Origin of the sequence: Actinoplanes sp. TBRC 11911, from assembly GCF_012933445.1 — a bacterium.
GTDB lineage: Bacteria > Actinomycetota > Actinomycetes > Mycobacteriales > Micromonosporaceae > Actinoplanes.
The window spans coordinates 39,815-62,515 of sequence record NZ_JABBNC010000044.1; the positions used below are offsets into that span (position 1 = coordinate 39,815).

A 22,701-nucleotide genomic window follows, 5' to 3' on the forward strand; every position below is an offset into this window, starting at 1 on the left:
TCGAGGGGTGGCGGCGGGGCATCGTGCATAGAGAGGCCGGACGTGTGAGGGGTGCGTCCGGCCTCTCCCCTTGCGCTTTACCTTGGGTATTGCCTCAGCTCACGGGCGATGCCACATTGGCGCGCACCCATTCGATGATGGACGCGGTGGTGGCTCCCGGTGTGAAGATTTTGGCGACCCCCGCCGATTCCAATTCGGCGATGTCGTCGGCCGGAATGATGCCGCCACCGAATACCACGATGTCGGCAGCGTCACGCTCTGCCAGCAGTTCAATTACGCGCCGGAACAGCGTCATGTGCGCCCCGGACAGAACGGACAAACCGACCGCGTCGGCGTCCTCTTGAATGGCGGTCTCGACGATCTGCTCCGGAGTCTGGTGGAGTCCGGTGTAGATCACCTCCATGCCCGCGTCGCGCAGCGCACGGGCCACCACCTTGGCACCCCGGTCATGGCCGTCCAGTCCCGGCTTCGCGACCACGACCCTGATCCGTGCTGACATCCTGACCCTCCGCGCGCTGGCTGCAGCTCTCCTGAACGAACGGTAACCTGCCGGCACACCCGGGGGTAACCCAGTCGGCCGAACCGAGATCACCCAGGGTGGCCAAAAATGTATTCTGCGTCACCTGACTTTGCGTTTCTGGTGTGATCACCCTGCGTGGCCCAAGGGAAACGTAGCCAATTCGGACAATCGCTGCGCAAAGCGGATCGGAACCGTTAACGAAATGGCGCTGCGGCTTGTGACTGGACTGTCGTTTCGTTACATTGGCCCACGGCTGCCGTCCGGATATCCCCCAACCCGGCAGCCTGGTGAGCATCAACAACCCGGGATTCCGGGTCGGTGACCACCGCCGCAATGTCGTCAACGGAGGGTTGTTCGTGCGCCAGCGCTTGTCGTCTGAGCCCGATCGGTACCGCGGCCGTCGTCGCGTTCCCACCCCTCCTCGCAGCCGCTACGCCGTCGTCACCACCGCGGCGTTCGTCGGCGCGGGAGTGGTCGCGCTCGGCGCGGCGTCCAATCTGCCGGACGCCAAGACCGTCAACCCCGACGTCATGCAGAGCCTGAAGAGCGGGCAGGTCGCCTCCAACGCGATCGCGAACCGCGCGGCCGACCCGCAGAAGGCGTCCCGCAGCGAGAACCGCGACGCGGTGGCCAAGACCAAGGTGGCCGACGACGAGTCGCCCCAGGACGTCTGGCTGCTCCCCCTCGACGACTACCAGTTCACCTCGGCCTTCGGGATCCGCTGGGGGGTGCTGCACGCCGGCATCGACCTGGCGGCGCCGGAGGGCACGCCGTACAAGTCGGTCCACGCGGGCGAGGTGACCCAGGCCGGCTACAACGGCGGCTACGGCTACTCGGTGACCGTTCGCAACGCCGACAACACCGAGGTCATCTACGCCCACTCGCGGCAGCTGTTCGTGAAGGCCGGCGACAAGGTCAAGGCCGGCCAGGTGCTCGGCGAGGTCGGCAACACGGGCGCGTCCTACGGCACCCACCTGCACCTGGAGGTGCACGTGAACGGCCAGCCGGTGGACCCGATCCCGTTCCTGCAGGAGCGCGGCGTCGACATCAAGCTCCAGGTCGAGTCGGTGTACGCCGGCCTGGCCGCCGCCGCTGGTTAACCAGCGAGGAGCGCGGCCAGCACAGCTAGATCTTCTCGATCGGCGCGTGCCGCAGCACGAGCCACATCACCTGGTCGCCGAAGTCGATCTGAGCCCGCGCGCCCGGCCCCTGACCCTGCACCGCCAGCACCCGGCCCAGGCCGTACCGCTGGTGGTTGACGCGGTCGCCCACCGACACCTTCGGCGCCTGAGGCAGCTCGGACGCGGTCGCCAGCTTGCTGCCGTCGATGCCGAGCCGGCTGGCCAGCTGCTGGGCCTTGGGCGTACCGCCGGCGAAACCGCCGCCGCGTGACCGGTCGCCCCCGGCGCGACCACCCACCCCGCCGCCGGTCCCGGACCACGACGTGTACGACGCGGCCGTGCGCTCCCACCGCACCAGCTCCGGCGGCAGCTCGTCGGTGAACCGGGAGGGCGGGTTGTACTGCGGCTGACCCCACGCGCCCCGGGTGACCGCGCGAGACAGATAGAGGCGCTGGCGGGCCCGGGTGATCCCCACGTACGCCAGGCGGCGCTCCTCCTCGAGCTCGGCGTTGTCGCCCAGCGCGCGCATGTGCGGGAAGACGCCGTCCTCCAGCCCGGTCAGGAAGACCACCGGGAACTCCAGCCCCTTGGCCGTGTGCAGCGTCATCAGCGTGACGACACCCTGATGGTCGGGATCGTCGACCGGCACCTGATCGGCGTCGGCGACCAGCGCGACCTGCTCGAGGAAGCCGGCCAGCGTGGCGGCCTGGGCCTCGTCGTCCTCGGCGGCCTGGGCCTCGACGCGCTCCGTGTACTCCCGGGCGACGCTCACCAGCTCCTGCAGATTCTCCACCCGGCCCTGGTCCTGCGGGTCGAGGCTCTCCTCCAGCTCGCCGAGCAGGCCGGAGCGTTGCAGCACCGCCTCCAGCACCTCCTCGGGCGGGGCGGTGCGGGCCAGCTCGCGCAGGTCGTCGAGCATCTGCACGAAGTCGTTGATGCTGTTCACCGCGCGGGTGGCGATGCCCGGCGCGTCCTTGGCGTGGCGCAGCGCCTGGCCGAACGACATGCGGTCGCGATTGGACAGCGCCTCGATGGTCGCCTCGGCCCGGTCGCCGATGCCGCGCTTCGGCGTGTTCAGCACGCGGCGGATGCTGACCGTGTCGTCGTCGTTCACGATGGCGCGCAAGTAACCCAAAGCGTCGCGGACCTCCTTGCGCTCGTAGAAGCGCACCCCACCGACCACCTTGTACGGCAGGCCGACGCGGATGAACACCTCCTCGAACACTCGCGACTGCGCGTTCGTGCGGTAGAAGACGGCCACGTCGCCGGGGCGTACGTCCTCGTTGTCGGTCAGCCGGTCGATCTCGCGGGCCACCCAGTCGGCCTCGGCGTGCTCGGTGTCGGCCACGTAGCCGACGATCTGCTCGCCGGCGCCCTGATCGCTCCAGAGCCGCTTGGGCTTGCGTGACGTGTTGCGGTCGATCACCGCGTTCGCCGCGTTCAGGATCGTCTGGGTGGAGCGGTAATTCTGCTCCAGCAGGATCGTGCGGGCGTCCGGGTAGTCGCGCTCGAACTCCAGGATGTTGCGGATGGTGGCGCCGCGGAACGCGTAGATCGACTGGTCGGCGTCACCCACCACGCACAGCTCGCCGGGCTCGACCTCCCCGCCCCTCTCACCGACCAGCTCGCGCACCAATGTGTATTGCGCGTGGTTGGTGTCCTGGTATTCGTCGACCAGAACGTGCCGGAAGCGGCGGCGGTACGCCTCGGCCACGTGCGGATGCGACTGGAACAGGTGCACCGTCGACATGATGATGTCGTCGAAATCCAGGGCGTGCGCCTCGCGGAGGCGGCGCTGATAGAGCTCGTACGCCTCGGCGACGGCCCGCTCGTTCGGCCCCTTCGCCCGGTCTTTGAACTCCTCGGGCTCGATCAGCTCGTTCTTCAGGTTCGACACCTGCGCCGCCAGACCCCGCGCGGTGTAACGCTTCGGGTCGAGGTCGAGCTCGCGGCCGACCAGCGTCATCAGCCGCCGCGAGTCGTCCGCGTCATAGATGGAGAACGTGCTCTTGAGCCCGGCGTGCTCGTGCTCGGCCCGCAGGATGCGCACGCAGGCCGAGTGGAACGTCGACACCCACATGAGCCGGGCGCGCGGCCCGACGAGATGGGCGACCCGCTCTTTCATCTCGCCGGCGGCCTTGTTGGTGAACGTGATCGCGATGATCTGGCCGGGGTGCACGTCCCGCTCGGCCAGCAGGTAGGCGATGCGGTGGGTGAGCACCCGCGTCTTGCCGGACCCGGCACCGGCCACGATGAGCAGCGGCGACCCGGCGTGCGTCACCGCGTCCCGCTGCGGGCCGTTCAGGCCGTGCAGCAGCGACTCCGGATCGATCCGTTTGGCCTTGGCCTTGGGCGGCTCGCCGGAGCCGGTCGCGGGCGCCGTGGTGGTCGGCGGCATCGAGAACAGTGCGCCGTTTTTCGAGGGTTCTGAGGAAGCTCGCATCGCGCGGGCAAGTCTATGCCGACGCACCGACAAGAATCAGAGGCGCACGCCCGGGCGTGACGATGAAGTCTGCTCGCGTCTGCTTCAATCAGCGCTACATCGATGGCCGCTGGGGAGGATCAGTGCTGGAGGAGACGGGGCTGACTCCGGTCACCATTCCGGGGCAACACGTTCCGACGCACGACAACCTTCCGGGTGGGTGGCTGCCGCCGCCGTTACCCCCGACGAAGGAACGTCACGGCGGGCTGATCGCGGTAATTGCCGGGATTGTCATCATGGTCGCGGTCATCGTCGCCCCGATTCCCGGCGTCATCCACGGCGAGCTTCGCTCCTTCGGGCCCAGCACGGCCGAGGCCGCGAAGGCGCCGCCCGCGCCGTACGAGCTGGCCGAGCAGATGCTCAACAAGCAGGCCGCCGCCCTGCTCCGGGGCGACCAGGCCGGCTGGCTGGCCGCCGTCGACCCGAGCCGGCCGGCGCTGCGCAAGCAGTACCAAAACCTGTTCACGACGTTGCGCTCGCTCAAGGTCACCAAGTTCACCTACGACCTCGATCCGGCCATCGAGGTGCGCGACGAGCTCACCGCGGACGCCGCCGTCGACTACTGCCTGTTCCGGGCCGCGAAGGTGTGCAGCGACCCGCCGTGGTTCGGTCAGAAGCTCACCCTCAAGCAGACCGCGAAGGGCTGGCTGATCACCGGCCTGGCCGCCGGCAAGAGTGCGCCGCAGACCCCGTGGCAGAACGGCGACCTCGTCTTCAAGCAGGGCAAACGCGTCGTCGTGGGAGCACCGTCGGCGCTGCGCGGGCGCCTGGACGAGGTGGTGTCGGTCGCCGATCAGGCCGCCACCGTGGACGACAAGATCGCGAAGAAGATGCGCAACCCACAGGACAAGTACCGCGTCTTCCTCGCCGACGACAAGTCGTGGAAAGCCTGGTACGGGGGCCGTTTCCCGAGCTACTCGGTGGCGTACACGATTCCGTTGGGTGCCTCCGGCAGCGACGTCGTGCTGCACATGAGCGACTTCGACAACCGGCACCAGCTGCAGATCACCGTCCAGCACGAGATGGCCCACGTGGCGACCCTCAGCAACATCGGCCGCGACGAGGACGATGACGACCTCTGGCTGATGGAGGGTGTCGCCGAGTACGCCGGCTGGCTGCCCCTGCACGCGGGCCGCGACCTGGAGATGCCGGTCCTGCACCAGGCGTTCCAGGGCAAGAACCGCCCGAAGACGATCGCCGCGCCGCCACTGAAGTCGAGCGCCACCGGTGACCAGGTCGACATCTTCTACGGCCTCGGCCACTACTCGGTCGATTGCATCGTCACCAAGTACGGCGAAAGCCGCGCCATGGAGTTCGTCCGCCTCAAGCTGCGCGAGCAAAAATCTTTGGATTCCGCTTCCCGTACGGCGTTGGGCCAGCCGTTCTCGGCGGTGGACAAAACCTGCCTGTCCTGGGTCGCTGACCACTCCGGCTGAATTATCGGCGCGCCGGGCCGTCGTGAGCGCATGAGCAGATTGAACGGCGAGCGGGTTCTGGTGCGTGACGCGGCCCTGGCCGACGGGCGGTCGTCCCGGCTGACCCTCGGCGTCTCGCTCCTCGTGGAGAACGGCCTGGTGGCCGGGCTGTGGACCGACGGAGACGAGCCGGCCGCGGCCCAGGTCCGCGACGTGCCGGTGATCGACGGGTCCGGCGCGACGATCGTGCCGGGCATGGTGGATTCGCACGCCCACCTGGCTTTCCCGGGCGGCGGACGGTGGGTGGAACGGGTCCTGGACCCACCCGAGGAGCTCGTGCAGGTCGCCGAGGAGAACGGCGAGCTCCTGGTCCGGGCCGGGGTGCGGTGGGCCCGCGACGTCGGGGCGCCGCGGTGGCACGATCCGGACGTCGGTGCCGACCGGGCGCTCAATCTCACGCTGCGGGACCGCTGGCAAGGCCGGGCGGACCGGCCGTACCTGCGCGCGGCCGGCACCTGGATCAGCCGCAAGGGATCGATGCTCCCCGGTTTGATGATCGAGGTGGAGCACGCCGCCGACCTGGTCACCGCGGTCAACCAGCAGCTCGACGAGGGTGCCGACCTGGTGAAGATCTATCTGGACGGTCCGGACCCGGCGGCCGCGCCGTTCAGCGCCGCCGAGCTACGGGCGGCGGTCGAGGCGGCGCACGAGCGGGGCGCGAAGGTCGCCGCGCACGGCACCCTGCTGGCCGGGAACCGGGTCGGCGCCGAGGCCGGGATCGACAGCCTCGAACACGGCAACGAGCTGGACCTGGACACCGTACGGGTGATGAAGCGAAACGGCGTCACGCTGGTGGCCACGATGGCAGTGTGGAAGTCGCGGGCCGGCTTCGCGGGGACGACCCGGGGGGATTTCAGCGGACCGGCCGCGGAGAAGCGGGAGGCGGCGCTGCGCGAGACCGTCGGCGCGAGCTTTCGGCTCGCCTACGCGGAGGGGGTGACGATCGCGGCCGGGACCGACTCCGGCGGCGGCTCGCCCCGCGCGAACCATCTCGCGTGGGAGGTGGAGGCGCTGGTCGAGGGCGGGATGCGGGCCGAGGACGCGCTGGCCGCGGTGACGTGGCGCGGCGGCGACCTGATGGGCGTTCCCGAGGCCGGGCGGCTGGTGGCGGGCGGGCCGGCGCACTTCAGCCTGGTGCACGGCGACCCGCTGAGCGATCCGGCGTCGTTGTGGCGGGTGTGGCTTACCCGTTAGGGCGGTAGCGCTCACCGTCCTCAATGTCTCAGGATGATGCCCGTCGATGTAGACAACCTCGATCGGGAGACCCGAGACCATGGACCGTCCCCGCCTCACCGCAGCGGCGATCGCGCTGGCCGTCGTCGCCACCCTGCCCGTGACAGCCGGTTCCACGCCGGCCGTCGCGGCGCCGTCCGCCTACGCCCCGGCAGGCGTCACCTATACCTCGCACGGCAGCACGATCAAGGGCCAGATCCTCAGCTACAACGACTTCCACGGTGCCATCGATCCGCCGTCCGGCAGCGGTGCCGTCGTCAACGCGGGCGGGACCAGCACCCCGGCGGGCGGGGTGGAATACCTGGCCACGTACCTGAAGAAGTTGCGCGCCGAGGCCAAGGCCGAGGGCCGCGAGACGATCACCGCGGGCGCCGGCGACCTGATCGGGGCGAGCCCGCTGGTCAGCGCCGCGTTCCACGACGAGCCGACGATCGAGCTGATGAACCAGATCGGGCTGCAGGTCAGCTCGGTGGGTAACCACGAGTTCGACGAGGGCGTCACCGAGCTGCTGCGCATGCAGCGCGGCGGCTGCCACCCGACCGACGGCTGCCAGGACGGCGACGGCTTCGGCGGCGCGAAGTTCCGCTACCTCGCCGCCAACACGATCAACAACAAGACCGGGCTGCCGATCCTCCCGCCGATCGACATCCGGCTGGTCCACGGCGTGCCGGTGGGCTTCGTCGGGGCGACCCTGGAGGGCACCGCGGGCATCGTGAACCCGGCCGGGATCTCCGACGTGCACTTCGCGAACGTGGTGCAGACCGCGAACAAGTGGAGCAACGTGCTGAAGCTGCTCGGCGTCAAGGCGCAGGTGCTGCTGGTGCACGAGGGTGGCCAGCAGGGCGCGGCCACGCCGACCCCGGGCGTCAGCGACTGCACGAACTTCTCCGGTCCGATCGTGGACATCGTCAAGGGCCTGAACCCGGAGTTCGGCCTGGTCGTCTCCGGGCACACGCACCGGTTCTACTCGTGCACGCTGCCGAACGCGAAGTCCACCTCGGTGGTCACCAGCGCCGGGACGAACGGGCAGCTGGTCACCGACATCGACTACTCGATCGACCGGCGTACCGGGAAGTTCGCGCAGATCACCGCCAAGAACGTGATCGTCGAGAACGGCGTGCCGGACGGCAACGGCGGGTGGCTGCGCGACGCCAACGGCGTTTTCCTGAAAAATCCGGATACGGTGGATAAGGCGGCGAAGAAGATCGCGGACAAGTACCGGACCGCTGTCGCCCCGATCGCCAACCGGATCGTCGGCTCCATCACCGGGGACATCACCCGGACCGCCACGCCGGCCGGCGAGTCCCCGCTCGGCGACGTGATCGCGGACGCCCAGCTGGCCCGCACCACCGGCGACGGCGCGCAACTCGCGCTGATGAACCCGGGTGGTATCCGCGCCGACTTCGACGCCGAGTCGTCCGCGGGCGGCGAGGCCACCGGTCAGGTCACCTACGGCGAGGCGTTCACCGTGCAGCCGTTCAACAACCTGGTGGTCACCCAGACGCTGACCGGCGCACAGCTCAAGAGCGTGCTGGAACAGCAGTTCGCCGGCTTCCAGGGCCAGCCGTCGACGAAGATCCTGCAGGTGTCGGCCGGCCTGACGTACACGTGGAGCGCCTCGGCGCCGCTCGGCTCGAAGATCACGAACCTGGCGCTGAACGGCACCGCGATCGACCCGGCGGTCAGTTACCGCGTCACCACTAACGATTTCCTGGCCAACGGCGGCGACGGCTTCTCGGTGCTCACCTCGGGCACCGCGCGCACCACCGCTCCCGGCTTCGACATCGACGCCCTGGTGGCCTACCTGGGAGCCGGCGCGCCGGTCGCCCCCGGCCCGGCCAACCGCATCGTGACGATCCCTTGAGTGGCGTGCGTCCCACTGGTCGGGCCGTTTCCTTGCGGACCTCCAACGGGCAGCGGCATACTCGTCTCGTGATCCCAACGGCGCGATTTTTTTACTACGGCCCGGAAGTCCGGCAGCCGTAGGCCGCGTCGTACGACAGACCTACATCAAGCCCCGGGCTTCCCGCCCGGGGCTTGATGCTGCCCGGGCCGGTCCGACCGGAGCACGCACCCGAGGAGCAAGTGATGACCGCCGACACCGTGGACCACTCCACCGGCGCGAACGAGCCACTGGCCGCCGATCAGATCCGCGCGTACCGCGAGCGGATCGACGAGATCGACCAGGCCATCATCGACCTGTGGCTGGAGCGGGCGCGCCTGTCCCAGGAGGTCGGCAAGACCCGCATCGCCAGCGGCGGCACGCGGCTGGTGCTCTCCCGCGAGCGGGAGATCGTCGAACGCTTCCGCTCGGCCCTGGGCGCCGACGGCACCCAGGTCGCCTTGATGATCCTCCGAGCCGGCCGAGGCCCCCTCTAAAGAGCCTGAGCAACCTCGGCGAAGTGGCAGGCAACCGGGTGTGCGGAGCGCTGGCGGATCTCCAGCAGCGGCTCGTGCTCCGCGCAGGCCGGTTGCGCCTTCCAGCACCTCGTACGGAATCGGCAGCCGGAGGGTGGATCGGCCGGTGACGGCACGTCGCCCTCCAGCGTGATCTGGCCGCGGCGGTCGCGCAACCGCGGGTCGGCCACCGGCACCGCGGAGAGCAGCGCCTGCGTGTACGGATGGGTCGGCTGGTCGTAGATCGCGACGTCCGATCCGGTCTCCACGATCTTGCCGAGGTACATGACCGCGACCCGGTCCGAGATGTGCCGCACCACGGACATGTCGTGCGCGATGAAGATCAGCGAAATCCCGTACCGCTGCTTGAGACCGTCCAGCAGGTTGATGACCTGGGCCTGCACCGAGACGTCGAGCGCCGACACCGGCTCGTCGCAGACGATGATCTCGGGCCGCAGGGCCAGCGCGCGGGCGATCCCGATGCGCTGGCGCTGACCGCCGGAGAACTGGTGCGGGTACCGGTTGATGTGATCGGGGCTGAGACCGACCACCTCGAGCAGTTCCTGCACGGCGCGGTGCCGGCCGTACGTGGGCGTCGCGTCGCGGTGGATCGCGAACGGCTCACCGATGATGTCGCCGACCGTCATCCGCGGGTTGAGCGACGTGTACGGGTCCTGCAGCACCATCTGGATGTTGCGGCGGGACCGGCGCAGCGCCCCGCCGCGCAGCCGGGAGATCTCCTGGCCGCGCACCGAGACCGTGCCGGCGGTGGGCCGTTCCAGCCCGACCAGCATCTTGGCCAGCGTCGACTTGCCGCACCCGGACTCGCCGACGATGCCGAGCGTCTCGCCCCGGCGCAGCTCCAGGTTCACCCCGTCGACCGCGTGCACCGCACCGGAGCGGCTCGGGAAGTGCTTGACCAGGTCGCGCACCTCCAGGACGACGTCAGACACCCAGGACCTCCCGGACGAAATGGCAGCTGGCAATCCGCTGCGGCGCGATCTGGTACGCCGGAGGTTCGTCCCGCGAGCAGATCTCCCGGGCGTACGCGCACCGCGGGTGGAACGAACAGCCCGAGGGCAGGTCGGTGAGCGGCGGCGGCAGTCCCGGGATGACGTTGAGCTGCCGGCCCTTGCGATCCAGCCGGGGAATCGACTCGAGCAGGGCTTTCGTGTACGGATGAGCGGGTCGCGAGTAGATGTCGTGGACCGGCGCCTCCTCGACCACCCGCCCGGCGTACATCACCGAGATCCGGTCCGCGACGTCGGCGACCACGCCCATGTCGTGGGTGATCAGGATCAGTCCCATGTTCCGTTGCTGCTGCAGCTCGGCGAGCAACTTCATGATCTGCGCCTGGACGGTCACGTCGAGCGCGGTGGTCGGCTCGTCGGCGATGAGGATCTCAGGATCGAGCGCCAGCGCCATGGCGATCATGACGCGTTGCCGCATGCCGCCGGAGAACTGGTGCGGATAGTCGTGGATCCGGTCCCGGGCGCCCGGGATCCGCACCTGGTCGAGGAGTTCGATGGCGCGGGCCTTGGCGTCGCGCCGGGACATCCCGCGGTGCATCCGGAACATCTCGGCGAGCTGGAATCCCACCGTGAAGACCGGGTTCAGCGCGGACAGCGCGTCCTGGAAGATCATCGCGATGCGGTTGGCGCGCACCTTGCGACGGTCCGCCTCGCTGAGCTTGAGGAGGTCCACGCCGCGGTACAGCACCCGGCCGCCGGTGACGTGCGCGGGCGGGGTGTCCAGGATGCCCATGATGGCCTGCGCGGTGACCGATTTGCCGCTGCCGGACTCGCCGAGCACCGCCAGCGTCTCGCCCGGGCGCAGCCACATGTTGACGCCGTTGACCGCCTTGGCCACGCCGTCGCGGGTGCGGAACTCCACGTGCAACTCGTCGACGTGCAGCAGGTGTGCGCGCGGGTCCATCCCGGGCAGCACGTCCATCTCGGCCTTGATGTCGGTCATCGCGTCCGCCGCTCCGGGTCGAAGATGTCGGTCATCGCGTCCGCCGCTCCGGGTCGAAGATGTCGGTCATCGGGTCATCGCCGCTTCGGGTCGAAGGCGTCGCGGACGGCATCGCCCAGCATGATGAAGGCCAGCACGGTCACGGCCAGGAAGATCGACGGCCAGACCACCGGACCGGCAACCACGCGGACGTACGGCCCGTTCCCGGCGATCGACGTGCCCCAGCTGATCGCGTCCCCTTGGAGCCCGACGCCCAAATAGGACAATGTGGCCTCGGCCGCGATGTTGATGCCGAGCAGGAGCGTGAGCACCACGAGGAACGGCCCGACCGCGTTCGGCAGGATGTGCCGGAACATCAGACGTCCCGGCCCGGCGCCGAGCATGCGGGCCGCGGTTACATAATCCTGGTTGCGGGCGGTGATCACCGCGGAGCGCATCACCCGGGCCGCCGTGGTCCACCCGAGCAGGCCCAGCGTCAGCGTCACGGCCAGCACGCCGGTGTCGGTCTCGTGCACGGTGAACCGGCGGGCCAGCACGATCGCCGCCAGCAGGAACGGCACCCCGAGCACGATGTCGATGAACCGGGACAGCACCGCGTCCGCCCACCGCCCGTAGAAGCCGGCGACCAGGCCGACGGTCAGCCCGATGACCCCGGCGATCAGCGTGGCGACCACCGCCACGAAGATCGAGTCACGGGCGCCGTAGATGGTCCGCGCGTACACGTTGCAGCCCTGGAAGTCGTACCCGAACAGGGCGCCGCCGCCGGCCGGGTGGTGCCGGTTGGCGAGCTGACAGTTGGCCGGGTCGGCCGAGGTGAACAGCGTCGGCCAGACCGCCATCAAAAGAATCACCGCGACCAGCACGGCCGCGATCCAGAACACCTTGCTGCGGCGCAGATCCCGCCAGGCGTCCCCGGCCAGGCTGCGCGGCTTCGCCGAGGAGGCGTCCGCCGGCCGGGTCGCGGCCGGTCCGGGCGCCTCCGCGGTGGTCACCGCGTTGATGTCACTCATAGCGAATCCTCGGGTCGAGCACGGCGTAGAGCAGGTCGACGATCAGGTTCACGACCAGGAAGACGATCACCAGGACGCTGACGAACCCGACCACCACCGGGCCGTCCTCGGTCCGGATGCCGCGGAAGAGGTTGAAGCCCACGCCGGGGATGTTGAACACGCCCTCGGTGACGATCGCGCCGGACATCAGCACGCCGAGGTCCACGCCGATCAGCGTGATCACCGGGATCAGCGAGTTGCGCAGCACGTGCACGCCCACCACGCGCCGGGTGCTCAACCCCTTCGCTCGGGCCGTACGCACGTAGTCGGCGCGCAGATTTTCGGCGACCGACGACCGGGTCACCCGGAGCTCGGTGGCGACCACGAGCGTGCCCAGCACCAGCGCCGGCAGCAGCAGTTGGTAGAGGTTCGCGTCCCGGGTGACGGTCACCGGGAACCAGCCCAGCTTGACCCCGAAGATGAGCTGGGCGACCGGGGCCAGCACCACGATCGGCATGGCCAGCACCACCAGCGTGAGCACCAGGGTCACGTGGTCGAAGATCCCGCCCCGGCGGACCGCGGAGAACACCCCGGCGGCGATCGCGACGACCGCCGAGATCACGATCGCGAGCAGCGTGAGCTTGATGGTGATCGGCCACGCCTCGGCCAGCATGTCCCCGATCCGGCGGCCGGTGAGCGAGGTGCCGAAGTCGCCGGTGAGCAGGCCCTTCACGTAGTACCAGTACTGCGTGAAGAAGCCTTTGTCCAGGTGGTACTGGGCGTTGAGCGCCGCGCGCTGGCTGTCCGAGACGACGCGGTCACCGGCCAGGACCTGGTACGGGTCGTCCTGGTTGGCGAACATCAGCGCGTACACCACGAAGGTGGCCCCGAAGAAGGTCAGAACCATCTGGAGCAGGCGCCGCACGATGTATCGGGTCATGGATGAGGGCCTCTTCGTGCCTTGTGGGCGGGGCGTTGACGCGGTGGTGGCGCCACGGTTGGTCGACCGTGGCGCCACCACCGCGGAGTCGTGCTAGCTGGCCACGTCGATCGTGTAGATGTCCACGTTCTGGGAGAGGTCCATGGTCACGTCGTCGACCTTCGGCGAGTAGCCGTAGACGTTCTGACCGAACATCACCGGGATGACCGGCATGTCGTCCTTCAGAATGTCCTCGGCTTGCTGCCACTTCTTGATGGCCTCGTCCGGGGTCTTCGCCTCGTCGCCGTCCTTGACCAGGCTGTCGAACGTCGGGTTGGTGTAGCCGGAGTAGTTCGACGAGCCGGTGGTCGTGTAGACCGGCCCCAGGTAGGACTCCATCAGCGGGTAGTCCATCGCCCAGGCCAGCCGGACCAGGCCGACGTTCTTCTTCTCCTGAAGGTCCTTGACGAGCTCACTCAGAGACGGCACCGCGTGGCTCGTGCAGTTGATCCCGAGCGACGACTTGATCTGGTTGCACAGCGCGTCGATGTAGGACTTGTACCCGCCGTCGGTGTTGTACGAGATGGTGATCTCGGCCGGGCCACCGCCCTGGGTGTACAGCTTCTTGGCCTGTGTCGGGTTGTATTCGCACGCGTCGCCGCAGCTGTTCGCGCGATAGCCGTCGATCTGCGGGGACACCCAGGACGTCGCCGGTAGCTGCGTACCCAGGTAGATCTGGTCGGCGATCTCCTGGCGGTTGATCGCCATGGACAGCGCGCGGCGCACCCGCGGATCGGAGAAGTCCTTCTCGAACGTGGGGACGCCGATGAACTGGAACGCCGAGCTCGGACTCTTCTGCAGTCGCAGGCCGAGGTCGGAGGAGGCGGATCCGAGGCTCTCGGTCGGGATCTTGGTGTCGACGTCGAGGTTGCCGCTGATCAGGTCGTTGTACTGCGCGCCGAGGTCCTGGTAGATCTTCCAGGTGATGTTGTCGACCTTGGGGACCGTGCCCTTGAAGTCCGGGACCTTGGTCACCTGGATCTTCTGGTCGTGTTGCCACTTGCCCGTCATCTTGAAGGGCCCGTTGCCGATCGGCTCCTCGTTGAAGTCTTTGTTCAGCACGCCGTCCCCGCTGAAGGCGGCCTTGGGCAACGGGTAGAACGAGGCGTAGCTCATCACCGTTTCGAAGCCGATGAACGGTGCGTCCAGCGTCACCTGAAGAGTCAAGTTGTTGATCTTCTTGAGGCCGGACATCTTCTTCACCGTGGGCGGCTTTTTCGTCGCCGGGTCCGGCTGCAGGTCGGCGTACCCCGCGATGCGGTCGAAGTAGTACGAGGTGACCTGGGCATTCGGCGCGAATGCGGCGTAATTCCACGCATTGATGTAGTTGTCCGCCGTGACCGGCTCGCCGTTGCTGAAGGTGAAGCCATCCTTCAGCTTGATCGTCCACACCTTGGCCGACTTGTCGTGGGTGATCGAGTCGGCGGCCATCGTGTACGGCTTGTTGGTCTTGTCGATTCCGACGAGCGGATAGAACAGCGACGTCAGAACCTGCAGCCCGTACGTCTCGACGACGCCCGACGGGATCAGCGTTTGCGGCTCGCCGATGCTGATGCTGATGCTGTTCGGCAGCGCCTCGGTGTCCTGCGAATCACCACCGCTGCAACCTGCCGCCAACAAGGCGATGGTGGCCACCGGGGCCACCATTCTCCATCGGCTCTTCCCAGGCATCTAGGGGTGCCTCCTTCAGGGGCGCTCACGGGGGTCGTGTGAGTAGCTGCCACTGTGACACAGAGCCAGCGACCGCCAAGGTCCCGTTATCAAGCCGATATTAGCGATGGCTTGTGGACAGGCAACCTCAGCACCCATTCGTCCTCAAGGGACAAGCGCGCGACCTGGGAAAACATCACCGCGTATTGATGTGACAACGCACCGCGATAATCGACGTCGGACTGGTCACACGAGACGACGATCCGCCGCCCACCGTGACAATTCGTAGCGGTTGCTCATTTGGAGCTTGCGCAAGACGTTGGAAACGTGTGTTTCCACCGTCTTGATCGAAATGAACAATTCCTTCGCGATTTCCTTGTACGCGTATCCGCGCGCGAGCAACCGCAGGACCTGCCGCTCCCGGTTGGTGAGCTGGTCGAGTTCCGGATCGGCGACCGGGACGTCCGGCCTGGACGCGAAGGCGTCGAGCACGAACCCGGCCAGTCGCGGGCTGAACACCGCGTCGCCGTCGGCCACCCGCTTGATGGCGGCGGCCAGCTCGTCCGGGGAGATGGTCTTGGTCACGTACCCGCGGGCGCCGGCCCGGATCAGACCGATCACGTCCTCGGCCGCGTCCGATACGGACAGTGCCAGGAAACGCACCTGCGGGTGACTGCGCCGCATCGCGTCCAGCACCGCGCGGCCGCCGCCGTCCGGCATGTGCACGTCGAGGAGCACCACGTCCGGCTCGAGCGCGGTGATCTTGCTGATCGCCTCGGCAACCGTGCTCGCCTCGCCCACCACCTCGACGTGGGCACCCAGCTCGGCGCGGACGCCCGCGCGGAACATCGCGTGGTCGTCGACGAGGAACACGGTCAGCCTGCGGTTCACCGGTTCGGTGGCCTCGGTCATCGTGCAGTCTCCTTCCCGGCAGTCATGCTGTCCCGCGTGGCCGGCAACGTCAGCCGCACCTCGGTGCCGTCGCCGGGAGCACTGCGGATCTCCGCTTTGCCCCCGTGACGCTGCATCCGTCCGATGATCGAACCACGAACGCCGTGCCGTGTCTCCGCCACACCGGACAGGTCGAACCCGGCCCCGCGGTCGCGGACGAACACGCTCAGCTCATCGGACTCGACCTCGGCGTAGAGCGAGACGGTCTGCACGCCGGCGTGGCGGGCCGCGTTGACCAGCGCCTCCCGGGCGGCCGCGACCAGCGCCGCGACCCGGTCGTCGCACTCGGTGTCGCCGACCACGACCGTCTCCACGCTGATCGCGTACGTGTCTTCGACCTCGGCGGCGGCCTGCTCCAGCGCGGCGGCGAACCGCTCGGTCGGCGAGGCGGTCGGCTTGTACAGCCAGTTACGCAGGCTGCGCTCCTGGCCGCGGGCCAGCCGCTGCACCTCTTTGACGTCGGCCGAGTTGCGCTGGATCAGCGCCAGCGTGTGCAGCACCTGGTCGTGGATCATCGCGGCCACCTCGGCCCGCTCCTGCTCCCGGATCCGGCCCTCACGCTCGGTGCGCAGCTGGTTGAACATGCGGTAGATCAGTGGGGCGGCGACCACGCCGAACCCGAGCAGCCCGACCAGCGCGAAGATCAGGCCGTTCAGCACCGATCCGAGGGTGCCCGTCGGGGCGTACACGGCGACCACGCCGATGATGCCGGTGGCGACCAGGACGCCGCCGCCGATCAGGCGGAGTAAGAAGTATCGCCGGTCACTCTCGGCCACCACGGCGGCCAGCCACGGTGTCGGCGGGCGGGAGCCGGACCAGTGGCCGCGGCGCGTCGGGTCGGACTGGTGCCAGATGATGCCGGCGCCGACCGCGACCACCGCGATCAGCCAGCCGACCGTGCCGGCCACGTTGTCCTTGAACACCAGGGCCTGCAGCAGCACCACGCCCAGGCCGATGGCGCCGAACGGCAGCAGCATGGCGTAGTCGCGGCGCGGCGGGTTCGCATCGGTGGGAATCTGTTGCGGCAGGACCGCCCAGAAGGCCGCGTAGAGAAGAAGGCCGAGACCGTTGAAACCCAGCAGGACCACCAGAGCGATGCGCACCGCGAGCAGCGGCAGCCCCAGGTGCTCCGCCAGGCCGGCCGCGACCCCCGCGACGACCCGATGGTCGCGCGGACGGTACAGGCGGCGCGTGGGCGGTGTGACGGCGGCGGTGATGGCTCCTCCTCAATCGTTCCGTTCGATCGTCACACGTCCGGGCCGCGCGGGCCACGGGGAACTTCCCCCGGGTTCGGGGCCCTCGGATCTCAGGGTGGCCTCAGGGTCGGTGCCGGAAGCGTCTCGGGTGGGTTCGGCGTCAGGATCGATGGCATGAACGACGAAGCTGCCGACAAGCGGGATCCGTCCGCTGCCGCCGAGAGCATCCCGCCGGCGGCTCCCACCAGCGACCCCGGGCCCGCGCAGGCCCCGACGGCCGCCGAGCCTCCCGGGGCCGCCGGCGCCACCGAGCCTTTCGAGAGTCCCGCGGGCACCGAGCCTTTCGCGGCCACCGCGCCCACCGCGGACGCCGCGGGTGACGAGCCGACCGCGCCGATCGGGCCGAGGCCGTCCGCGTGGACGCCGCCGGCCGGTGGCATTCCGGAGGCCGACGCGCCGCCCGCCGGCCAGGGCCCCCCGCCGCCCGGCGCGGCCCCGCCGCCGCCACCGGGTGCCGGTCCCACGCCGCCGCCCGGTGCCGGTCCCACGCCGCCGCCCGGTCCCGGTCCCACGCCGCCGCCCTGGAGCAACATTCCCGGCTTCAACCGCGCCCACCTGATCCGCCCCAAGCAGGGCCGATACATCGCCGGCGTGAGCGGAGCGCTGGCCCGGGCCACGAACACCGACCCGGTCCTCTGGCGGGTGCTGCTGGCCGTGCTCGGCGTGATGAGCGGCGTCGGCGTCCTGCTGTACCTGATCGGCTGGCTGGTCATCCCGTCCGAGGGAGACTCCGCCTCGCCGGTCGAGTCGCTGCTCGGCAAGGGCCGCTCCGGCATGAGCCCGCTGTCCGTGGTCGTGCTCGGCGGCGCGGCAGTGCTCACCTTCGCGTTCATCGTGCAGGACGGGGTGCGGGCCGGGCTGCTGGCCGCCGCGGTCATCCTGGCCGCGGTCCTGCTGATCAAGCGAGGCCAGTCGAACTCGAACAGCCCCGCGCCGGAGGCGGCCACATTTCCCGGCACCTTCCCCGCGCCGCCGCCACCACCACCGGCCCCGGGTGCGCCGTCGGCTGCCCCGACTGCCGAGTTCCCGGCCGCGGCTTTCGCGGCCCCGGCACCCGCAGCCGCAACGGCCACGGAACCGGTGACCGAGCAGCTGCCGCCCCGGCCGCCGCAGAGCTCGTACCGGCCGCCCTTCGCCCCGCACGGCCCGTACGCGCCGCAGGTCCCGCCCATGCCGCCCATGCCGCCGGTCCCGCAGGTGCCGAGCGTGCCGCGCCGGCAGCGCCGGCCCCGGGAGCGGTCCAAGCTCGGCCGCCTGACCTTCTTCGCCGTGGTCGTCGTGCTCGGTCTGATGGCCGCCATCGACATGGCCGGCGCGAGCATCGCGGTCTCCGCGTACTTCGCCGCCGCCCTGGTCACCATCGGCCTCGGCCTGGTGGTCGGTGCCTGGCTGGGCCGGGCCCGCGGGTTGATCGCCCTGGGCCTGATCACCGCGGTCGGCCTGCTCGTCTCGACCGGCGCCGAGCGCTGGGGCGGCGAGATCGGCAACAGCGTCTATCGGCCGCTGACCATTCAGGCGGTCGCCGACCGGTACGACTTCGCGGTCGGCAACGCCACGCTCGACCTGACCCAGATCGACTTCGCCGGCCAGAAGCAGGACATCACGGTGAACATGAAGGTCGGCCAGCTCAAGGTGCTGCTGCCACCGACGGTCGACACCACGGCCACGGTCCAGATGCAGAACGGCCGGGCCGAGGTCTTCGGCAAGCACTTCGACGGCCGCGACGTCGACGGTCAGCAGGTCGTCAACACCGGCCCGGACGGGCCCGGCGGTGGCAACCTGACCCTGAATCTGCAGATGGACACGGGCAACCTGGAGGTGAACCGATGAAGCCGCATCGCACCGATGGCGTCTCGCTCAGCTTCGGCGTGCTGTTCCTGCTGGGGGTTCTGTGGTGGGCGGTGTCACGGGTGGTGAACATCCACCTGCCGGCCGTGGGCTGGATGGTCGCCGCCGGACTGATCCTGTTCGGGGTGGTCGGCCTGCTCGGCGCACTGCGTTCGGCCGGCCGCCGGGTCCCGGTGACGGCGCCGCCCGCGCCGGCCGAGCCGGAGAAGCCCGAGGTGCCCGGCGACCTGCCGCCCGAGATGCACGCCTCGATCGTCCGCGAGCTGCTGGACGACCCGGCCGAGCGGTTCAGCCGCGAGCACCCCGACGCGGACCCGGCGAAGCGCAAAGACTGAGGCCCGCAAAGCGCAGAGACTGAAATCGACACACCGCCCCGCCCGCGGCCCAGGGATCCTGGGTCGCGGGCGGCACCATATGCTCGTTCGATGAGCTCGTTCCCCGTTGCGCCCCACGCACCCGTCGTCGGTCTCGGCTCGACCGCCGCGCGCGCCCTGACCGCCGAGTTCGCCCGGCACAACGCGCCCACCTCGGCGCTGGTGGTGGGCGCCGATCACGCCTCGCTGGTGGTGGCCGCCGCCGTCGAGGCCCTGCTCCCGGGCGACACGCTGACCCTGGTGGCGGGCGAACGCAGCACCGCCGACCTGCTCCGCGACCACATCACCGGCCTGGGCAGCTGGATCGCCGACCGGGTGCGGGTGCTCGACACCATCGACGAGGCCGAGCCGGCCGACGTGGTGATCGTCGGCGACCCGGTGACCGGCTCCGCGCACGACGCCCGCGCGCTGATCGACCGCCTCGGCAAACACCTGAACGAGGGAGCGGTGGTCACCATCGCGACCCCGGCGCTGCCCGGCCGCACCGGCGGGGCCGCGGCCGAGCTGTTCCGGCAAAACGCGCTGTTCGGCGTCGGCTCCGACCTGGTGGTGCGCAACCAGCCGCCGGTCCGCGTGCACAAGCTGCGCTTCACCGCGGCCGCCACCAGCGTCGCGTCGAAGATCGCGCCGGCGTACCGCCCGTCCAGCGTGCCGCTGACCCGCACCATGCACATCGACTCGAACGGGGTCGCCGCGGCCGGTATCGCGCTGGGTCTCGCGGCCCTCGCCCGTACGCTGCGGCCGAAGTCCCGTCTTTGGCTTCTCCCCGCCTTGGCCGCCGCGCCGGTCGCCGCCTTCTTCCGCGACCCGGAACGCGACGTGCCGGAGGACCCGGCCGCCGTGGTCGCAGCCGCGGACGGCCGGGTGCTGTCCGTGGAGCGGATGACCGACAGCCGGTTCGGAGCGGGCGAGTTCCTGCGGATCGCGGTGTTCCTGTCGGTGCTCGACGTGCACGTCAACCGGGTGCCGGTGGCCGGCCGGGTGACCGACTATTTCGTCGAGGACGGCGGGTATGCGAACGCGATGACCGCGGCCGCCGAGCACAACGTCGCGGCGTACACGGTGCTGGACACCGAGCACGGCACGGTCGCGGTGGCCCAGCGCACCGGCCTGATCGCGCGGCGGATCGTGCAGCGGGTGCCGATCGGCACGCTGGTGGCGAAGGGCGAGCGGATGGGCCTGATCCGCTTTGGCTCACGCACCGACGTCTACCTGCCGGCCGACAAGGCGGAAGCGCTGGTCGCGGTCGACGACAAGGTCATCGGCGGGTCGACGGTCATCGCGCGCTGGCACTGAGCAGCGCCGCGCTAAGCCGCGCGGCGGCGCTGAGCCGGGCCGGAAGGCAGTGGAGGCGAGGGCCGCGAGACGCGGCCCTCGCCTTCGGCGCGATCAGGCCCGACGGGTGCGGAACCACATCGCCGGACCGCTGGCCAGGTATCCCCCGACCAGGATCACGAACGACAGCCGCGGGTCCACGAACGCGGCGACCAGCGGAAGCAGCCACACCCACGGCGGCAGTTTGATCAAGCGAGCAAGTTTCGCGTAGGGGAAGCTCGACACCATCGCAAACGCCAGCAGCGCCACCCCGGCGACCATCGCGAACCCGGGTAACGGCAGGCCGATCAGCACGGTCAGGGCGAGCACGGCCGCGGCCATCGTGGTGGGCACGCCGGTGAAGAACTTGCCGTCCTTCGGCGAGACGTTGAACCGGGCCAGCCGGATCGCCGAACACACCGCGACGAGGATGCAGGCGACCATCGCGGCCGCGGTGGGCACCGTGTGCGCCAGCGACGCATAGACGACCACCGGGGCGGCCAGGCCGAACGAGCACATGTCGGCCAGCGAGTCCATCTGCGCGCCGAACGGGCTGGAGACGCCCAGCTTGCGGGCGAGCGCGCCGTCCAGGCCGTCGAACGCCACGCAGGCGACCAGGCAGGCGGCCGCGTACCGCACGTCGCCGTGCATGGCCAGGAAGATCGCCATCAGGCCGAGGCTGAGGCTGGCCAGCGTGCAGGCGTTGACCAGAACGAAGCGGACGCGGCGGGCGGTGCTGTGCTCGCCGGGAAGCAGCGAGTCGTCGGCGGGCGCCGAGGGTGACACAGGGTTACTGAGGTGCGCTCCGGCCGGGGCGTACTCCCGGGTCTGGCCGAGCTCCGGACCGGTATAAATCACCTCGGCCCGGGTGGCGGTGGCGGCGCGGCCCGACTCGGATGACCGGCGGCCGACCCGCACCAGCAATGCCTGCCGCGCGAGGGTTCCGCCGCGGCGCAACCGGCCTGCCCAACGGCGTCCGGCGGGACGGGGGCTATCCGTCGATCGACGCCGGCGCCAAGGGGTACTCGGCACGTGCTTCCTCCATGGGATCGGTGTGCCCACCTGCACTTATGGCTGTGGGTTAATGCCCTGTAGCCCGCCCGCACCCGCGGACCCTCGATTGCGGGGTTACACCATCGCACAGCCGGACGGCGTTGGCGAGTGATCAAGTTACTCGCCGGTCGGCCCGCTGCGGCCAGGTTTTGCTAGCTCAGCCCTGGCTGGAGTTTAACCCGCCGTTTCCGCTCTGATCCCCGTCAGTGCACCGCGAGCAAGCTCGGTGAGTTCGAGCTCGTCGGCCTCCCGCAGCGAGAACCAGGCGGCCGCGTCGGTGGATCCGCCGGCGGCCTCGCTCACTATGGGTTCGGTCGGCGCGTCCACCACGACCCGGAAAAGGACGCGGATGACGTGCCAGTCGACAGGTGTCCCCTCCGGTCCAACGGCCGCGGGGTCGTATCGGTGCGAAACACCCAAAAGGCTGATCACTCGGCCGTGTTGCGAGGTCTCCTCGGCCAGTTCCCGATGCAGGGCCTGTTCCGGGGTCTCGCCGTGGTCGGTGCCGCCGCCGGGCGCGTGCCACAGCCCGGCGCCGGGATAGCCCGCGGCGATCCGGGTGAGCAGGATGCGTCCGGCGGGGTCGGTGGCCGCCGCGTACGCGCTGAACCGCTGCACCGACGCCGGCCGGGCCGCGACCCCGCCGTTGGCGACCTGGTAGGCGGGCAGCGCCGGCACCGGCATGCCGAGCACCCGGGCGGTGAACGGCATCAGCGGCAGCGCCTCCAGCGCGTCCGGCGCGACCCATTCGACCAGGTCGGTGGTGCCGCCCACCTCGGCTCGCAGCGAGCCGCCGACCGGCAGCACGTCGTAGATGATCCGGTCGGTGTGCTCCAGGTTGCCGTTCGGCAGGACCTCCACGTCCGCCGTCACGTCGCGCAGTCCGGTGATGCCGACCTCGAGCCCGGTCTCCTCGCCGAACTCGCGGATCACGGCGTCGTCGGGGTGCTCCCCCTGCTCGACCCCGCCACCGGGCAGGGTCCAGAGACCGGGGAACTCGCTGGCATCCGAATTGCGGGCCAGCAGGATCCATCCGGAGGGGTCACGGCTCACGCCGTACGCCCCGACGCGCCTGATCTTCACCC

At 69.8% G+C, this 22,701-nt stretch carries 19 protein-coding genes; 8 read left to right on the forward strand and 11 right to left on the reverse strand.

Annotated elements, in window-relative coordinates:
• Nucleotides 1–94: 94 nt before the first annotated feature.
• A complete protein-coding gene (locus tag HH310_RS38270; RefSeq protein WP_169180651.1) occupies nt 95–499 on the reverse strand; it encodes a cobalamin B12-binding domain-containing protein in 405 nt (134 codons plus the stop codon).
• A gap of 377 nt (nt 500–876) precedes the next feature.
• Between HH310_RS38270 and HH310_RS38275 the strand changes: the two genes are divergently transcribed.
• Nucleotides 877–1,620, forward strand: a complete 744-nt coding sequence (locus HH310_RS38275) for a M23 family metallopeptidase (RefSeq protein WP_169180689.1) — start codon at nt 877–879, stop codon at nt 1,618–1,620.
• Nucleotides 1,621–1,645: 25 nt separating this feature from the next.
• On the opposite strand, the gene pcrA is transcribed toward HH310_RS38275, so the two are convergent.
• Complete coding sequence (gene pcrA / locus HH310_RS38280) at nt 1,646–4,039, reverse strand: DNA helicase PcrA (RefSeq protein ID WP_396027567.1); 2,394 nt, start codon at nt 4,037–4,039, stop codon at nt 1,646–1,648.
• A 167-nt stretch (nt 4,040–4,206) separates the two neighbouring features.
• On the opposite strand from pcrA, the gene HH310_RS38285 reads away from it, so the two are divergent.
• The 4 genes from HH310_RS38285 (at nt 4,207) to HH310_RS38300 (ending at nt 9,210) form a co-directional block, all read left to right on the forward strand.
• Entirely contained in the window at nt 4,207–5,559 is a 1,353-nt protein-coding gene (locus HH310_RS38285; protein WP_169180653.1) for a hypothetical protein, read from the forward strand.
• 30 nt (nt 5,560–5,589) lie between these two features.
• A complete protein-coding gene (locus HH310_RS38290; RefSeq protein ID WP_169180654.1) occupies nt 5,590–6,792 on the forward strand; it encodes an amidohydrolase family protein in 1,203 nt (400 codons plus the stop codon).
• 79 nt (nt 6,793–6,871) lie between these two features.
• Nucleotides 6,872–8,695, forward strand: coding sequence for a bifunctional UDP-sugar hydrolase/5'-nucleotidase (locus HH310_RS38295; protein ID WP_169180655.1), 1,824 nt, complete (start codon nt 6,872–6,874; stop codon nt 8,693–8,695).
• Between the two features lie 224 nt (nt 8,696–8,919).
• Nucleotides 8,920–9,210 carry a chorismate mutase gene (locus HH310_RS38300; protein WP_169180656.1) on the forward strand — a complete coding sequence of 97 codons (291 nt, stop codon included), beginning with the start codon at nt 8,920–8,922 and terminating at the stop codon, nt 9,208–9,210.
• Here HH310_RS38300 and HH310_RS38305 read toward each other — a convergent pair.
• The 7 genes from HH310_RS38305 to HH310_RS38335 form a co-directional block, all read right to left on the reverse strand.
• Nucleotides 9,207–10,181 (reverse strand): ABC transporter ATP-binding protein, encoded by a 975-nt coding sequence (locus HH310_RS38305; RefSeq protein WP_169180657.1) that lies wholly within the window; start codon nt 10,179–10,181, stop codon nt 9,207–9,209. The genes HH310_RS38300 and HH310_RS38305 overlap by 4 nt on opposite strands.
• The gene (locus tag HH310_RS38310; protein ID WP_169180658.1) at nt 10,174–11,202 is read right to left on the reverse strand and encodes an ABC transporter ATP-binding protein; all 1,029 of its coding nucleotides are present in this window, start codon (nt 11,200–11,202) and stop codon (nt 10,174–10,176) included. Before HH310_RS38310 ends, HH310_RS38305 begins: the two co-directional genes overlap by 8 nt.
• 74 nt (nt 11,203–11,276) lie before the next feature.
• Entirely contained in the window at nt 11,277–12,212 is a 936-nt protein-coding gene (locus HH310_RS38315; RefSeq protein ID WP_169180659.1) for an ABC transporter permease, read from the reverse strand.
• Complete coding sequence (locus HH310_RS38320) at nt 12,205–13,131, reverse strand: ABC transporter permease (protein ID WP_169180660.1); 927 nt, start codon at nt 13,129–13,131, stop codon at nt 12,205–12,207. Before HH310_RS38320 ends, HH310_RS38315 begins: the two co-directional genes overlap by 8 nt.
• Nucleotides 13,132–13,224: 93 nt before the next feature.
• Entirely contained in the window at nt 13,225–14,841 is a 1,617-nt protein-coding gene (locus tag HH310_RS38325; RefSeq protein ID WP_169180661.1) for an ABC transporter substrate-binding protein, read from the reverse strand.
• Between the two features lie 225 nt (nt 14,842–15,066).
• The gene (locus HH310_RS38330; protein ID WP_169180662.1) at nt 15,067–15,732 is read right to left on the reverse strand and encodes a response regulator transcription factor; all 666 of its coding nucleotides are present in this window, start codon (nt 15,730–15,732) and stop codon (nt 15,067–15,069) included.
• Nucleotides 15,729–16,955: an ATP-binding protein gene (locus HH310_RS38335; RefSeq protein WP_211193160.1), complete on the reverse strand. Its 1,227-nt coding sequence runs from the start codon at nt 16,953–16,955 to the stop codon at nt 15,729–15,731. The genes HH310_RS38330 and HH310_RS38335 overlap by 4 nt, the downstream gene beginning before the upstream one ends.
• Nucleotides 16,956–17,141: 186 nt before the next feature.
• Between HH310_RS38335 and HH310_RS38340 the strand changes: the two genes are divergently transcribed.
• From HH310_RS38340 to HH310_RS38350, 3 genes are all read left to right on the forward strand, one after another.
• Complete coding sequence (locus HH310_RS38340; protein WP_169180663.1) at nt 17,142–18,857, forward strand: PspC domain-containing protein; 1,716 nt, start codon at nt 17,142–17,144, stop codon at nt 18,855–18,857.
• Nucleotides 18,854–19,210 carry a hypothetical protein gene (locus HH310_RS38345; RefSeq protein WP_169180664.1) on the forward strand — a complete coding sequence of 119 codons (357 nt, stop codon included), beginning with the start codon at nt 18,854–18,856 and terminating at the stop codon, nt 19,208–19,210. The genes HH310_RS38340 and HH310_RS38345 overlap by 4 nt, the downstream gene beginning before the upstream one ends.
• A 90-nt stretch (nt 19,211–19,300) precedes the next feature.
• Nucleotides 19,301–20,545, forward strand: coding sequence for a phosphatidylserine decarboxylase (locus tag HH310_RS38350; protein WP_169180665.1), 1,245 nt, complete (start codon nt 19,301–19,303; stop codon nt 20,543–20,545).
• Between the two features lie 93 nt (nt 20,546–20,638).
• Here the strand turns inward: HH310_RS38350 and HH310_RS38355 are convergent, their stop codons facing one another.
• Nucleotides 20,639–21,595 (reverse strand): CDP-alcohol phosphatidyltransferase family protein, encoded by a 957-nt coding sequence (locus HH310_RS38355; RefSeq protein WP_396027566.1) that lies wholly within the window; start codon nt 21,593–21,595, stop codon nt 20,639–20,641.
• Nucleotides 21,596–21,790: 195 nt separating this feature from the next.
• Nucleotides 21,791–22,699, reverse strand: coding sequence for an NUDIX hydrolase (locus HH310_RS38360; RefSeq protein ID WP_169180667.1), 909 nt, complete (start codon nt 22,697–22,699; stop codon nt 21,791–21,793).
• Nucleotides 22,700–22,701 lie beyond the last annotated feature (2 nt).